This window comes from Haloarcula sp. DT43, assembly GCF_037078405.1.
Taxonomy (GTDB): Archaea; Halobacteriota; Halobacteria; order Halobacteriales; family Haloarculaceae; genus Haloarcula; species Haloarcula brevis.
In genome coordinates this window covers 36,492-50,689 of the sequence record NZ_JAYMGZ010000008.1, presented here as the reverse complement: position 1 = coordinate 50,689, position 14,198 = coordinate 36,492, and the positions used below count along the sequence as shown (strand labels likewise).

The 14,198-nt window shown below is 59.1% G+C and carries 16 protein-coding genes and 1 pseudogene; 10 read left to right on the top strand and 7 right to left on the bottom strand.

Features of this window, described 5'->3' with window-relative positions; all coding sequences use genetic code 11:
* Positions 1-219 precede the first annotated feature (219 nt).
* Positions 220-1,530: a tyrosine-type recombinase/integrase gene (locus VI123_RS19170; protein ID WP_336339673.1), complete on the bottom strand. Its 1,311-nt coding sequence runs from the start codon at positions 1,528-1,530 to the stop codon at positions 220-222.
* 450 nt (positions 1,531-1,980) lie between these two features.
* Here VI123_RS19170 and VI123_RS19165 point away from each other — a divergent pair, with 450 nt between their 5' ends.
* From VI123_RS19165 to VI123_RS19155, 3 genes are all read left to right on the top strand, one after another.
* The gene (locus VI123_RS19165; protein ID WP_336339672.1) at positions 1,981-2,286 is read left to right on the top strand and encodes a DUF5789 family protein; all 306 of its coding nucleotides are present in this window, start codon (positions 1,981-1,983) and stop codon (positions 2,284-2,286) included.
* Positions 2,287-2,715: 429 nt separating this feature from the next.
* Complete coding sequence (locus tag VI123_RS19160; protein ID WP_336339671.1) at positions 2,716-3,522, top strand: HpcH/HpaI aldolase family protein; 807 nt, start codon at positions 2,716-2,718, stop codon at positions 3,520-3,522.
* Positions 3,523-3,537: 15 nt separating this feature from the next.
* The gene (locus VI123_RS19155; RefSeq protein WP_336339670.1) at positions 3,538-4,689 is read left to right on the top strand and encodes a sodium:calcium antiporter; all 1,152 of its coding nucleotides are present in this window, start codon (positions 3,538-3,540) and stop codon (positions 4,687-4,689) included.
* A gap of 18 nt (positions 4,690-4,707) precedes the next feature.
* Here VI123_RS19155 and VI123_RS19150 read toward each other — a convergent pair whose 3' ends face one another.
* The 3 genes from VI123_RS19150 to VI123_RS19140 form a co-directional block, all read right to left on the bottom strand.
* Positions 4,708-5,958 carry a cation:proton antiporter gene (locus VI123_RS19150; RefSeq protein WP_336339669.1) on the bottom strand — a complete coding sequence of 417 codons (1,251 nt, stop codon included), beginning with the start codon at positions 5,956-5,958 and terminating at the stop codon, positions 4,708-4,710.
* 22 nt (positions 5,959-5,980) lie between these two features.
* Positions 5,981-6,115: a hypothetical protein gene (locus VI123_RS19145; RefSeq protein WP_336339678.1), complete on the bottom strand. Its 135-nt coding sequence runs from the start codon at positions 6,113-6,115 to the stop codon at positions 5,981-5,983.
* Positions 6,116-6,398: 283 nt separating this feature from the next.
* On the bottom strand, positions 6,399-6,896 hold the full coding sequence (locus VI123_RS19140) for an amphi-Trp domain-containing protein (RefSeq protein ID WP_336339668.1): 498 nt from the start codon (positions 6,894-6,896) through the stop codon (positions 6,399-6,401).
* Between the two features lie 174 nt (positions 6,897-7,070).
* Here VI123_RS19140 and VI123_RS19135 point away from each other — a divergent pair, with 174 nt between their 5' ends.
* From VI123_RS19135 to VI123_RS19125, 3 genes and pseudogenes are all read left to right on the top strand, one after another.
* The gene (locus tag VI123_RS19135; RefSeq protein ID WP_336339667.1) at positions 7,071-7,289 is read left to right on the top strand and encodes a DUF1328 domain-containing protein; all 219 of its coding nucleotides are present in this window, start codon (positions 7,071-7,073) and stop codon (positions 7,287-7,289) included.
* 94 nt (positions 7,290-7,383) lie between these two features.
* Positions 7,384-7,548, top strand: a pseudogene (locus VI123_RS19130) (aldehyde dehydrogenase family protein); the annotation flags it as partial.
* A 177-nt stretch (positions 7,549-7,725) separates the two neighbouring features.
* Positions 7,726-8,979, top strand: coding sequence for an inorganic phosphate transporter (locus VI123_RS19125; RefSeq protein ID WP_336339666.1), 1,254 nt, complete (start codon positions 7,726-7,728; stop codon positions 8,977-8,979).
* A gap of 122 nt (positions 8,980-9,101) precedes the next feature.
* On the opposite strand, the gene VI123_RS19120 is transcribed toward VI123_RS19125, so the two are convergent.
* The gene (locus tag VI123_RS19120) at positions 9,102-9,281 is read right to left on the bottom strand and encodes a TrkA C-terminal domain-containing protein (protein WP_336339665.1); all 180 of its coding nucleotides are present in this window, start codon (positions 9,279-9,281) and stop codon (positions 9,102-9,104) included.
* A gap of 217 nt (positions 9,282-9,498) precedes the next feature.
* Here VI123_RS19120 and VI123_RS19115 point away from each other — a divergent pair, with 217 nt between their 5' ends.
* A complete protein-coding gene (locus tag VI123_RS19115; RefSeq protein WP_336339664.1) occupies positions 9,499-10,143 on the top strand; it encodes a helix-turn-helix domain-containing protein in 645 nt (214 codons plus the stop codon).
* A 284-nt stretch (positions 10,144-10,427) separates the two neighbouring features.
* Positions 10,428-10,616 carry a HalOD1 output domain-containing protein gene (locus tag VI123_RS19355; RefSeq protein WP_407067026.1) on the top strand — a complete coding sequence of 63 codons (189 nt, stop codon included), beginning with the start codon at positions 10,428-10,430 and terminating at the stop codon, positions 10,614-10,616.
* Positions 10,617-10,792: 176 nt separating this feature from the next.
* On the opposite strand, the gene VI123_RS19110 is transcribed toward VI123_RS19355, so the two are convergent.
* Positions 10,793-11,392 carry a DUF5789 family protein gene (locus tag VI123_RS19110; protein ID WP_336339663.1) on the bottom strand — a complete coding sequence of 200 codons (600 nt, stop codon included), beginning with the start codon at positions 11,390-11,392 and terminating at the stop codon, positions 10,793-10,795.
* Positions 11,393-11,837: 445 nt separating this feature from the next.
* Between VI123_RS19110 and VI123_RS19105 the strand changes: the two genes are divergently transcribed.
* Positions 11,838-12,173 carry a DUF7344 domain-containing protein gene (locus VI123_RS19105; RefSeq protein WP_336339662.1) on the top strand — a complete coding sequence of 112 codons (336 nt, stop codon included), beginning with the start codon at positions 11,838-11,840 and terminating at the stop codon, positions 12,171-12,173.
* A 25-nt stretch (positions 12,174-12,198) separates the two neighbouring features.
* On the opposite strand, the gene VI123_RS19100 is transcribed toward VI123_RS19105, so the two are convergent.
* Positions 12,199-12,996: a TrmB family transcriptional regulator gene (locus VI123_RS19100; RefSeq protein WP_336339661.1), complete on the bottom strand. Its 798-nt coding sequence runs from the start codon at positions 12,994-12,996 to the stop codon at positions 12,199-12,201.
* 389 nt (positions 12,997-13,385) lie between these two features.
* Between VI123_RS19100 and VI123_RS19095 the strand changes: the two genes are divergently transcribed.
* Positions 13,386-14,186, top strand: a complete 801-nt coding sequence (locus tag VI123_RS19095) for a TrmB family transcriptional regulator (RefSeq protein WP_336339660.1) — start codon at positions 13,386-13,388, stop codon at positions 14,184-14,186.
* The last annotated feature ends 12 nt before the right edge of the window (positions 14,187-14,198 follow it).

Here is a 14,198-nt window from a genome sequence, read left to right as displayed (position 1 = left end):
CGGTAGCCGCCGCATTCAAGAAGTCGTCTACCGAAGCTACGTCTTGCAGGGCGTTGGTACTGCTGGACACAGTTTCCAAACCCTGCGGCCTCCCTTGGGAGGCTTTCTATGACACGCTCCGCTACTCTAGAGCAACCGCTCTACCTGACCAATAACCTGCTTCCGAAGAGCGTTCTGGCAATTTTGAGTGGATTTACTGGAAAGTTATGGAATGCTCCACTACATCCTCTGATTACTCGTGTCGAAGGCCACACTTAGTTTTTCTCGCATGAACTCCCGTCGGAGTTCTCGCTTTCGCTCGTCAGTCAGATAGTCCTCGAACACGACTTTCGCACTTGCACTGCCCTGTTCGTCCGCGATATCCTGAACATGTTCTAGCAGGTCCTGCGTCGTGCCTGAATAGGCGTCGTACCAGAACCGGCGGCCCATATGTGGCTTCCGAGCGACACCGTCGATCTCCTCGGGAACCCCAGCCGTGTCGGCGAGGTCGTGGAACCACCCGGCGATTGTGGTTCCGTCGACGTGGCCGGTTTTCGAGCGGTCCGAGGGGAACAGATAGCTATCCACCCGAGAGACGTGCCGCTGGGCGACTTTTTTGCCGAAGACGATGGCGACGGTCCCCGGCCCGTTCTTTCGCTCGTCGAACTGGATATACGGTTCGTCGGCATCCAGATGGAGCTGGTCCTGGTGCAGCGCCGCGACCTCGCCGGCCCGTAGGCCCCAGCCCGCGAGTGCGATGATGAGCATCCGATCGCGGCTGGTGATGGCGGCGTCGAACATCGCCCGGACGTGCTCGGGCTCAAGGGCGACCGGGTCACTGTCCGACGAGCGAGTCCACGAGAACCAATCCTCAGCGCCGTTAGTCGGGTTGACAGTCGCCACACGGCGTTCCACGAGCCAGCCATACCACGTGCGGATTGCATCGTGCACACGTGCGATGGTGGACTCAGCGTACTCATTCGACATGTAGGCGAAGGTCTCCCGGCAGCGGTCGACGGCTTCGGTTTCCGTGATGTCGCTGTCGGCATCCACGGGTGAGAGGAGATCGTCGGTGCCGTGGCGTTCTCGGTAGGATCGAGCATAGCGAGCAAGCCGGTATCGAATCGTTTCACGAGTACTGTCCGTCCAGTCGTCCGCGGCCGATTGCTTGGCCTCGAGATACTCCTGAAAGGACTCGCGTGTCTCGTCGTGTTCGATATCCCAGTCGTAGCCACTGGATTCGGTGTCGTAGCCCAGGGTCTCCGACCAGAACGTGGCGAACGTCGTGTCGTGGTACTCTTTCAGCGCGTACGTCAGCCCGCGGAAGCCGTTGTTCGAAAGCCACTCGTACGATGGCCGGTCGGTTTCGGGGTTTTGGCCGTCCGCGCGCAGCGCCGGAACGACGACGGCCTCGTAGGCGTCGGCGAGCTGGGACTCGGTGAGGAGTGTCCAAGGCACGTCGTCGGCGGAGTGCCAGGGCTTCGTCCGCTCAATCCCGGGGGAACCGTCGTGCTTTCCGGGTTCTGAATCTGAATCAGCCGATTTCGGCATACTGAACCAATCTCACTACTACTTGATAATTTTGTTGGGACAGCAGACCCACGCCAGACTTATGGCTCTACGGTAGTTTGGCAAATGTTGCTTTAAACTGGATGTCGCTGTATGGAATGTCCATAGACTGTAGTTGAGACTGGCTCTCTCAATGCATATGGCCGATACAGTTAGATCCCCCACTCAAACATCACTTCTCGCGTCCCTCCCTCGAATATCAGGGCAGGGACAGGCATAACCGTTCCCGACCCCCCACCCTAGAGAGTTATCCATGGATATCTCTGAGATACTCTCACCGAAGTTCACCGGGTACACCGTGTTGAGCAAACCAAGGGCGAACGTGTCACTGCCAACGGTGTGTCAAGTACAGTATCTCAGTTAATCAAAAAACGACTTATTTGTAAGTTATTGTCACTTTATGTGGGTGGGGAACGGGTATCCGGGTATCTGATGAAGATACGTACCGTACTCGCATTCCTCGAAGACGAACTCAGCTTTCCGATCGATCAACACTCGGTCATCGAGCAACTCGGAGCGACCGAAATCGAGGCCCCGGACACCCAGGAGACCGAAACGATCTCGACGATCATCGGTCACGTCGGTCAAGAGAGGTACACCACGGCCGACGAGCTGTTCACGACCATCATCGGGAACGTGAGCGATGAGTATATTGGCCGTAAATACTACGACGATCGTGGTACGAACCCCTCCCCGGCAGCGGTGGGGCCCACGGACGAAGCCGACGTGTCGTTCTGAAGAATGCGTCGTAGCCGCAGAGAGTGAGTGCCTGTTGACCGACTACGTCAGAAGCCTCTGCACGTGTTCATCACGGCTCGTCTGGGGGTGGGCTCACCCTCACCGACGAACCGGACGATCAATCGAGTCCATCAGCAACTGAGTCAGACGGCCGTGCCGGTCGGGTGCGATGTCGAACGGTAGGTGACTCAGCGTCGGATTGTCAAACCAGTATTCCATAGCCGTTGAGGGCTCTGCATTTACCGACAACAAATCCGACGACGACGATGGGTTGTACCGATTCCGATTCCACGACGGACCCTCGGTGGACGTGAGGCGTACCCACTCAGCGGTCGTCCGACTACCACCTTTCTCTCGATTAATCACAATCGCGTGTGCGGTGAAAACTGTTGGTTGTTTTATACGAGTGTCCCGAATGCTCCGCTTGCGATGAGTAACGAAAAGAGAGCTTCACAGCCAGCCAACGACCTCGCCGCGACCCTGAACGACGGCGGTATCGCTCTCGGTGTCCTCGACAATACGTACAGCCCGACGCTCGTGGAGTTCTACGGTGAACTCGGCGTCGATTTCGTCTGGGTGGATCTCGAACACGGTGGACCGGACCCGTGGGATGCACGTCAGTTGGAAGACCTGCTCCGCGCAGCCGAACGGACTGGGGTGGAAGTACTTCTCCGCCTTCCCGATACGAATCCAACGCTCGTCCGGAAAGCGCTGGACCTCGGTGTGAGAAACGTGTTCCTCCCCCGCGTGGAAACCGCCGACGAAGTCCGCGATGCGGTTCGATCCGCACGGTTCCGTTACGACGATGGTCCCGGTGATCGAGGACTGGCCTCGCCACGGGCGTCTCGTTGGGGTCTCGCTGACGATTACATTGCGACCGAAGACAGAGAAACCCTCGTCGGTGTGACCATCGAGACCGAGGCGTCCATCGAGAACCTGGACGACATCCTGGCCGTCCCGGACCTGGGATTCGTCTTCATCGGCCCGTTCGACCTCTCAGTGTCGCTCGGTCACCCCGGTGAGATCGATCATCCGATGGTGCAGGAAGCCGTCGAGACGGTTCGATCGAAAGCTATCGATGCGGGTGTCCCCGCTGCGGGTCTCGGGTTCGGAATGGACGATGTCAACGAAAAAGCGACGAACGGCTACCAGATGCTGAACCTCGGGAGCACGACCGGGGCACTCAAGCAGGCCGTCACTAGCTGGTTCGATGCCTACGAACAGGACGACAGTTGAATTGAACACACCTCCATGTTCCAAACGGTAGACGTTTTCTCGATTCCGCTGCTGAACCTCGGGCTCCTCCTTGGCGCGTTTGCATTACTCCTCGGTGGCGCGGAGATCTTCACGAATTCGGTCGAGTGGTTCGGATATCACCTCGGTGTGAGCGAGAGCGCGACCGGAAGCATCCTGGCCGCAGTCGGGACGGCGTTACCCGAGACGATGATCCCCGTGATTGCCATCGTTTCGGTCCTCCTCGGTCGGGGGGACCAGGCCGCTGCCGACGCGATCGGTGTGGGGGCTATCCTCGGTGCGCCGTTTATGCTTGCGACTATTGCGATGACCTTAGTCGGCGCGAGCGTGCTCTATTTCGGCAGCCGTCGCGACGCCGGCCCGATTTTCGAGGCCGACGTGCCGGCCCTCCGACGTGACCTCTCGTTTTTCCTCGTCGGATACACGGTCGCGGTGGTGGCCGCGTTCGTTCCAACCCGCGGGTTCCGTATCGGTATTGCCCTCGGGCTCGTCGCCCTGTATGCCCTGTACGTCAAGCAAACACTCGCAGCCGGCCAGCTGATCGTCGGGGAAGAACTCGATCGGCTGCACCTCAGGGGATTGCTAACCGAGGGCCAGCGACCGTTCCCGGCGTTCGGATCGGCCATCGTCCCCATCGACGAACCTCCCCTGTGGATGGTGGTCACGCAGACCGTCTGTGCGCTGCTCGTGATCATCGCTGGTGCCCATCTGTTCGTGACCGAGGTCGAGTTCTTCTCGACGGAGGTGCTGGACGTTCCCGCAGCGCTGATTGCCCTCCTGTTAGCACCGCTGGCCACCGAACTCCCCGAGAAATTCAATTCCGTCATCTGGATCGGTGAGGGGAAGGATACCCTCGCGATCGGAAATATCACGGGCGCGATGGTGTTCCAGGGGACGCTTCCTGCCACGCTCGGTATCCTGTTTACCTCTTGGGACCTCGGTGTCTCGTGGGGGACGATTGGATTCCTGAACACGCTGTCAGCGGTTCTCGCGCTCATCGGTGGTGGGGCGGTCCTACTGCGAACGCAGTTCACAGCCACGAATCGAATGCGTCCAGCCCCGTTCCTCCTCGCCGGGCTTCTCTACGTCGTGTTCATCGCCGTCGTCGTCTACCACGTCGTGGTCCTCGGCGTCGCCGCCGGTCACTGAGCAATCTGATAAGAGAAATCACACCGTCCCAGAGGGTACGTCGTCTGGAAGGTTCACGAGCGCACGCCGGAGCAGTGGCGGCGTCATGACGGACGTGACGATGGCGACGAGCACGATGACGGCATAGATGGTGGGCGTGAGGATTCCGATTGCCAAGCCCAGGGCTGCCACGACGAGTTCCATTGCGCCGCGAGCGTTGAGTCCGATGGCAAGGCAGACGGTTTCTGCTCGGGAGAGGTCAGTAAATCTCGCTCCGAGTACCACGCCAAGTGCCTTTCCCAGCACTGCAACGGCGAGTGTGACGCCTGCGACCAGAAGCGTATCCAGCGTGAACAGTCCGCTCAGGTCAACCCGTAACCCTGCCGTCGCAAAGAAGATGGGTGCGAACAGTCCGAGCGCCACCATCTGAAATACTCGTTCGGTCTCCGCGTCGAGTCGATGTCTCACGAGAACGCCTGCGAGGAACGCGCCGAGAACGGCTTCCAATCCAACTGCGAGCGACCCCCCGGCCATCGCAAGCCCGACGACGATGACGATCGAAAATCCGGTCAACACCGGCGATCGAACGTATGTGGTGACATCGAAGAGCGTATCGACGATTCGCGGCCCGAGAACAACGGCACCTCCGACGAATACACCGAGGACGACGAGTGTTCGGCCGACCGCAAACGGCTCTATCTGTCCCTCACGAGCGATGTCAGAAACTATCGTGAGCGCAACCCACCCAGCTGCATCGATAACGACAGCGACGGTGAGGGTGAGTTGGCCCACTGTTCGGTCCATCGCGTCGAGGTCGATCAGCACACGGACGGCGACGGGGACCGCCGAGATGCTCAGCGCCGTCGCCAAGAACAGTGCGAACGGCAGTCGCTGCCCGGGGGTGACGAGAAACCTCGGGGGGAGCGCCCATCCCAACGCGAACCCCAGAAGGAACGGCACGACGGAGGCTCCGGTAGCGAGCGCTATCGTCGGTCGGGCATAGCGACTCACCGTCTGAACGTCAACTTCCGTTCCGGCCAGTACGAGGAGGAGAATGAGCCCGAGCGACGCGATGGCTGCCAGTCGATCGGGGACAGGGACGACGATAGCCGTGACCGCAGGAGCAACGACCCCGAGAACCGAGGGGCCAAGCACCAACCCGGTGAGGAGTTCACCGACGACCGGTGCAAACCCGAGTCGATCAGCGACGATTCCAAGCGTATGTGCAACGGCCAAAACGAGTGTTAGCCCGGCAAGAAACGGAAGTAGCAAATCCGACTCAACAACCATGCGTGTCTTTACCCCCCGTTGGTCAATCAATCACCAGGGACGTCGCTAGGGAATCGTCGAATGTGCCGTCAGTAAAAACGGTAACTCGTCCGTCTTCTTCGCTGAGTGTGATCGCCGCGACCACTTCTTCGCGGGTCGAGGTTTCCAGTGCGCTCATGTGACGAGCACCTATCCACTCAGCGTAGGGAAGATCGTCTGTTCGTCGGCATTCGACGGCACTGTCGCACGTAGAACACGTGCGTTTGTCGGTGGCAACATAGACTCGATCACACGTTCGGCACTCATACATGTGCGGTGGTGAGACGGTGTCAGAACCGTCCGTGGTGGTTTCGTCCTCCGTCCCGCCATCCTCGCTGACCAACGTTCGGCCAAGTGGCCAGGCGCCAGCGACCCATCGGCGGACCTCGTATTCAGTCGATCAAGTATGAGATTACCTATCTCTACCATATCTCTTCAGTTATTGCTGCGTCTGCCGAATTCGCTATCACACTCCGGAGGCCTTTCAGGGCATTGTGTTTGTGAGTGTACCCCTCGCCACTGCTCGCAATGATATTCCCGTTTCGATGACGGAGTCGCCAGCGCCATTCCTCATCTCGAGCCCGGTAGACTTCGAATCGAGCCAGTGATTGTGCTCCATCAGTGGCTCCCAAAAGCGCAACCTCCTCGTCCTCTCCCTCTGGAGTAACGTCGAGGGACGAAACAGGAGACGCTTCACTCGATACGGTCCACTCCAGCTCCAGTTCCAGACTCATCGCGTCCTCTTCGGTTTCGAGTTCGATTTCCAGCGTGAGTTCGTCTGGTGTATCGACAGTCACGGCATCCGGGCTCTCGCCTAACCGAACGGCACCTGTGCGGATTCCCTCCGCCACACCGCTTAGTATGGATGCGATCTCCTCTCGACCGGCAGACAGTTCCGCTTCGTAGTCGTCTCGGGACACAGTACAGCTCAATACGGCTGACGACAGAATAGTAGCCCCGATTTTCCGAACAAGAATGTATTCTGATTAATCGGGTGAATTGAGTCTACCCGGACAGAGTCACCCGGTTATTCAAAAACAGGATAGGAATGAATATGTCGGGGGTTTAACATACTCCAGAGCCGTAGATATGCTATGGTAACCTCATACGGAGTTCTGGATAGCGCGGTCTCGATCCAGGCGGTGCCGTTGCAGTTCGGGGGTGGTTTCATTGAGCTTGCAGTCCTCTTTTTGATTCTCGCGATCGTCGCAGCGGTGCTCGGTGCCCGAGGTGTCGCTGGGATCAGTATGGATATCGCCAAATGGCTGGTCATCATCTTCGTCGTTCTTGCCATTGTCACGTTCATCCTGTAGACTTACTCCAACGGTGATACACGTACCCCTCGACCCGGCGACTTGGACACGGCGAACCAGATGGCGGTCGCGCTCACGACCGAGTCCGTCGCCAGCGTTCGAAGACCGGCGCCTCCGGCCGGTTCGGGAACGCGAACAACTGCTTGCAACTGCCGGTGAGGTCCTGCGAGAGAACAAGCGCAAGTACGCCGAAACGATGACCCGCGAGATGGGAAAACCGGTCTCGCAAGCGCTCGCAGATGACGAGAGATGTAGATGGCCAAGTCAAGCCATCTTCGCGAACAGCACCGCTCCCGATGGGACCCACCACTGAGTGAGAGACCGGTCCGTATCGGTATCAGCCGCCGGGTCGAATACATCGACGTCCATCGACGATCCAGGGGGGACACGGAATTACGTCTCCGCGCCGAACTATAGGAACACGGACCGCTTGAATATGGTATCTACACTCGTTGTCGTGGGATTGCTCGTGGCTGCCTTCGTCGGATTCAACATCGGCGGGTCGTCGACCGGTGTCGCGTTCGGACCTGCTGTCGGGAGTCGCCTCGTCAGAAAGGCCACTGCCGCAACCCTGTTCACGCTCTTCGCGTTTCTGGGTGCGTGGACGGTCGGTCGGAACGTCATCGTCACCATGAGCGACGGCATCGTTCCGGCGGTGCAGTTCTCGCCAATAGCGACCGTCGGTGTTCTGTTCTTCAGCGGTCTGGCACTCTTGCTCTCGAATCTCTACGGGGTTCCCGCCTCGACGTCGATGACTGCCGTGGGTGCAATCGTCGGGCTCGGTCTGGCAACGGACTCGCTCAACGAGGCGTTGATGTTCACGATCGTCTCCGCGTGGATCGTTGCGCCACTCCTCGGATTCGTGACTGGTGCCATCGTCGGCCGATATCTGTACCCCCAGTTAGAGGCCCATATGTCGTTCACGCGCTTCGAGCGGCACCTCGTCCAGCTCGATCGCTCGGGGAGGGTTCCGCGCCTCCGCCTCAATACGAACGCAGCCCCCCGTGACCTCGTCGGCTCGTTTCTGGTCATTGCAATCGCGTGTTACATGGGGTTCAGTGCAGGGGCGTCGAACGCCGCGAATGCGGTCGCGCCGCTCGTCGGCAACGGGTCGATCACCATCGAGCAAGGCATCGTGCTCGCCGTCGCTACTATCGGCCTCGGTGGGTTCACGATCGCCCGGCGGACGCTCGCGACGGTCAGTGATGGGATCACCGACCTGCCCATCCTGGCCGCACTCGTCGTCTCGAGCATCGGGGCGACCATCATCACGGTCCTCTCGTATCTCGGTATTCCGGCGAGTCTCGCGGTGAGCACGACCTGCTGTATCATCGGACTCGGCTGGGGACGAGCGAGTCGCGCCGCCACGCTCGCGGAGATCGCCACCCGACGTACCGAGCGTGAGTTGGCTGCGGGCCTCACCACGGGTGCCCTCGCGGCGTCTACGGGGTCGGATGACAGACCGACGAGCCCGACCATCGGCGAGCTGGCGAGCAGTACGGCTGGCGAGCGGACGGGGCGACGGGACAGAGACAGACCGGTTCCCCCGATCGGGGAGGAACACATCGACGAGCTCAGCGCAGAGAGCTTGTTCGACCCGGCCGCCACACGCCGAATCGTCATCCTCTGGATTTTGGCACCCTCGCTCTCTGTCATCGGCTCCTATCTCCTCTTCAGTTTGCTACTGTAGGTGTATCCTGAGTTCAGTAACCAGTCACCACCAGTCCGTCACCCTCGGGCAGCAAACACAAAACTAAGACACGACCGACATATCGAGAGCAGCGGAGTGCGTCAGTCGAATTGGTTCGATTCTCAAGGATGCACGGTTCGCTCGAACCGCTGTATCCCCTCGTCGCTGCCGGCGACGAACACCTCATCCCCCGGCTCAACTATGGCGTGTTCGTCTGTGGAGACTGTTCCGTCACGAACCAGCCCGACTACGGTCAACCCGCGCTCAGAATCGCGACGAACGGTCGCGAGTGACTCACCCACGAACGGTGCTGCGTCGGCCCGTGATCGTCACTAGTTCGGCCTTGTTGAAACCCTCAGCTGGTGATAGGTTTCGCCGACTCTGCTGAATACAGCGCGCTTTTGGATTACAGAAAAGCATCGAAGATGTTCTGGTTCGAAATCGCCGGTATTCAGTTGCTACGACGATCAACCTCAATTGAAGAACGCACTCATACCTACGCAGCACCTATCTGGGTGCATGGCTACTGACGCCGAATTCACACTCCCATCTAACGAGTTCCCTTTAGGTACCGTCTTCACTGAGTTACCAGACGTGGTCGTGCAACTCGAACGGGTTATTCCGGTTACAAAAGGTGTGGTGCCCTACTTCTGGGTCCGCGGTACGGAGTCCGATTCGATCGTCGATCAGTTCTCTGAGCACCCGGGCGTCCGAGACATCCGCGCTATCGATCACGTCGAATCGGAGTATCTGTTGCGGTGTGAGTGGACCTCGGGGTACGACAGCGTACTCGACGCCCTGAACGTGCCTGAAATCGTCCTCCTATCAGCGATCGGGACAGCAGAAGAGTGGACGTTCGAACTTCGCGGCGAAAGCCGAGAGGCCATCGCGGCGTTTCGAGACTACTGTCACGACCACGGCGTCCGGGTCACCTTGACGGAACTCCACGCACTCCGCCCGTTGGATGCGAAGCTGGACCTGACTGATGGCCAACGTGAAGCCCTGACGCTGGCGTATGACCGCGGGTACTTCAATTCACCGCGAGACACGACGCTGGCAGAGATGGCTGATGAACTCGATGTGTCACAGCAAGCCCTCGGTGCCCGCCTGCGACGAGGGAATCGCCGACTCATCGAACAAGCACTCACCGAGTCGCGCTCTTGACTTCCTCGCGTGCTCCTTAAATACTCTATTGTGTATGAAATGGCCAACGTCACCCAAGTTGGACGAGCATAGTAGGTGATGATCGATGATGACTCTCCGCACTCCACCAAGAACAGAATCCCAGACCGAACACTCGCTCGCTTGCGGGGTCTCTGTGAATTTGAGTCGATAGAATACCACGCGGAGGAGGAACTCTACCAGGCCCATTTCAGCGTTACCGATGAAGTCGCGAGTATGGCTGTCGTAAGCGTCGTCGCAGCAGCCTCAGATACGGACCCGCCGACATGGACCCACTGCACGCAAGCGTAGACCCGGACGCTCTCGATTCACTCGTCACCCCTCGTAGAGCCGCTGTCGGTGATGTACACCTCACCTTCGAGTATCAGGGGTGCGAAGTCACCGCAAGTAGCTCTGGCAGTATCAAGGTCAAGCCCCTGCATGCCAGCACGTCTTCAACAGCTGAAGACGACTAGCAACAGAATGCGTGGGTATTGGTGATCTTGATCCCGAATACCCCTTCCTGTGGCCATTGTCTTGAGGCCGGGGGCTCCGCCTCGAAACTGTTGAAACAGCCGTTTGAGAGGTATGCGTATCGATCACGCCTGGCGCGTTCCAGCAGTCGCTTCCACGGGTGCCCGTGACCGTCGCTCTAGATGCCGAGCCACTCGTCGACCCGTACCTGGTAGCCGTTCCCACGACAGAACTTCGCCGCTTGTCGGCGCACAGCCCGGGATGCCGGGAGTTTTTCCTTCTCGTGGATTTGATCGACGATCCAGTCGCTGATGGCTGTGATCCCTTCGTCGTCGTCATCGGCGTCGATCGATTCGAGTTCCTTGAAGGTCATCTCGTACGCTTTGCGCTGTGTCCAACTGAACTCCGTATTTCGAAGCGTCTTACTGGATTCGACGACTCGTTTCATCGCCGCAGCAACTGTCGGCCGCTGTACCTGCACTCGCACGGCAGCCGGGGAGTCGAACGTCTCCTCGTCCGTCTCCGGGACGAGATCCTCGATCGTGTAGCTCCCCGTGACCGATTCGATCGTGTGGTCGCCGAACGTCTCGACGATCTCGGCCCCAGTCGCCGGGAAGTTCATTGCTTCGAGCTCCACCTCGAAATCGCCGAGTTCCGCCGCCTCGACCGGTGGCTCTTTTTCGTCTCCTCGCTCCAGTTCCGTGGCGACGTCACGCTCTTGCTGGCGTCTCTCAGCGTCTCGCGCTTGCTTGTCTCGACCGCTCCTATTATCTGCCATCCTCTAGCATAGGGTCTCCAGACGGATAGTCCCGTGGTCGAGATCCGGTACTACCATCGGTTCGAGGACTTCGGAGAGTACCGAGCAACAGTTCGCCGAGCCAAGTCGGAGCAACGGCGACTTCGGGAGGGCCTGCATTCGGTCACACTACTGGGGGAACCGATAATCATCAACGCATTTCAACGAAGCCGAAAAGAACTGGTGTTGACACAGCTTTATCTGCACCCTGGTAGAGCCGTAATGTGCGGTTCACGGAGGATTCGAGTGACGACATCTTACCGATCAGATGAGTTCTGATTAACCGGGTGACGTAGTGAGAGAGTACAGCAACCAAGTGACCAGTGACGCAGGGATGTACAGGGTTCGGGCGTCACTCACATAATCAAAATCTTCTCAATCGTAAAAATCTCTACAGTTAATGTACATGGGTAGAGAGTAAGGCAGTATGACGACCCACAGTCTCGACGCATGGCTCCAGTTCGTCGACGATAGGCACCGACGCCGGATCATCCACCACTTGCGCCACGAGGCTACCGGGACTACCACGGTTGACGAACTCGTCGAACAGTTCCACAGTAGTGGTTCTGACTCAAAAGACGGCCCAGCGCAGGACCGAGAAGCACTCGCCATCCAACTACACCACGTCCACCTGCCGAAGTTGGCAGAGCACGGCGTCCTCGAATTCGAACACAGAAGCGGTTCCGTCCGGTACACTCCCGACGAACAGCTCGAAACGGTGCTCGACTCGCTCCCTGAAGAAGTGTCGCTGTCGACTCCCTGAGGTCAACGTCTCCCACTGGATTCCGTCAAGATCGCTCCTCCGTCTCGAGTCGCCAGGTGAAAATCGCTTTCAGAACCACGACCAGACTGTTCGCCTCACCCTCGCCCCAGATGGCGGTTTCGGACCGCGGATCGGACGGACTCGCGTCCGCACCGTTGACGAGCGCACTCACGAGTGTCTTCCGACCGTCGACCATCATGAGTCGTCCTGCCGACGTGTCCGACCAGACCCACAGCGACTCGAACATCGTCGCGCCGGGGATATCGTCCTGAATGCGTTCCTGGACATCCGTCGACACTCCGGCGAGCTTTATCGAAACGCCCCGTTCTGCGGCCTCGCCTAACCCCTCTATCAGGTCCTCGGTGAGGAGGTCCTCGACGGTCATGTAGACGATCTCCTCTTCCGCATTCGCGAAGAACTCCAGGACTCGTTCCGTGACTGACGTCTGCCCGTCTACCGTCCAGACGCCGCGCTGCTCGGCTCGTTGTTCGATGGGTTCGAGTTCCCTCAGCGCCGACCGAAGGAGTTCCGTGCGGTGCTGTAGCTCGTGTTCGAACGTCCGACTCGCGGTTTCGCCGGAGATCGCCCAGAACTGCTTGGGCGACGACTGGAGGATATCGACGAGCCCCCGGTCGTGTAGCTCGTCGATCGCGTCGTACACCCGAGTTCGCGGTACCGCTGAAACCTGGCTGACGTCTCTGGCTGTCCCCGTGCCGAGACTAGCGAGCGCGACGAACGTCCGCGCGGCGTAGGCACTCAACCCGAACCGTTCGAGTTGCTCGATTGCGACGGACTGTGGGTCCTCGTCTGGATTGTTGGTCATCGATCTGGCGAATGTGGGTCGCTGTGAGCCCAGCCACGGGGAGTGACCGAGTCGGCACGCAGTAGTGTGGTGGTCGGGAGACAGAACTGGACCGCGTACTAGGAGCGAAATCGGTCTCGCCCGATAAATATTTTTTGTGATTAAGCGAGTGAATCTCAAAAAGTCCGTTCGTGGGCGCCTCCGTCGAGTGAAATTTGTATCGACCTGTAGTCACTGGGAGACTCACAATAGGTTTTGGAAACTCGTTCCTGAAGCGGTTTTGGACGACATTACCACCCATCACGCACACTGTCCGAGTTCGAAGTCATGAACTGAGTGACAATGCATATCCGTGTCGGGAGCGAACTAATTAGAGACTCACTGGAATATACCCTGTGAGGTTGGGACACATGACTACCAATGATAGTCTGGAGGAAGCGATCGAGGTCCTCCAGCAACTCGGCTTGAAAGAATACGAGGCGCGATGCTTCGTCGGCCTGTCCCGCCTCCACACGGGAACAGCAAAAAAATTGAGTGAGATGACGGAGGTTCCCCGAACGCGGGTGTACGATGCGATTCGAGTACTGGAGGCGCAAGGGCTGGTCGAGATACAGCATTCGAGCCCGCAGCAGTTCCGGGCGGTTCCGCTCGACGAGGCGACCGAGACCCTGCGCGACCAGTACGAAGACCGGGTCGAGCGCCTCCACGATGCGCTGGATATGGTCGAAATCGTCGAGGAAGACGAGACCCCCGTCCAGCAGATATGGGCGATGTCCGGGCGGGACGCGATCGAAAATCGGGCGGACCAACTCATCGAGAACGCGGCCGAGGAGGTCGTTCTTGTCGTCGGCGACGAGTCACTGCTGACCGATGATCTCGTTGCCACTCTCAACGACGTCGGTAACGGGGTCGACCTTCTCATCGGCGCGCTGACGGAATCGCTGCAAGAGCAGATCCAGACGGCCGTGCCGGACGCGATGACGTTCGTCTCTGGCCTGGAGTGGTTACACGGTGAGGACGCTACTGAAAACGAGACGGCGATCGGCCGGCTCCTGCTGGTCGACCGCTCGACGATTCTCGTGAGTTCGCTCATGCCAGGCACCAAGGAGGAACAAGCGATCTTCGGCGAAGGATTCGGGAATGGGCTGGTCGTCATCGCCCGGCGACTCATGGCCCAGGGGTTGCTGACCGCTCGTGATCCCAAGCAGTAATCTCGCGACGAG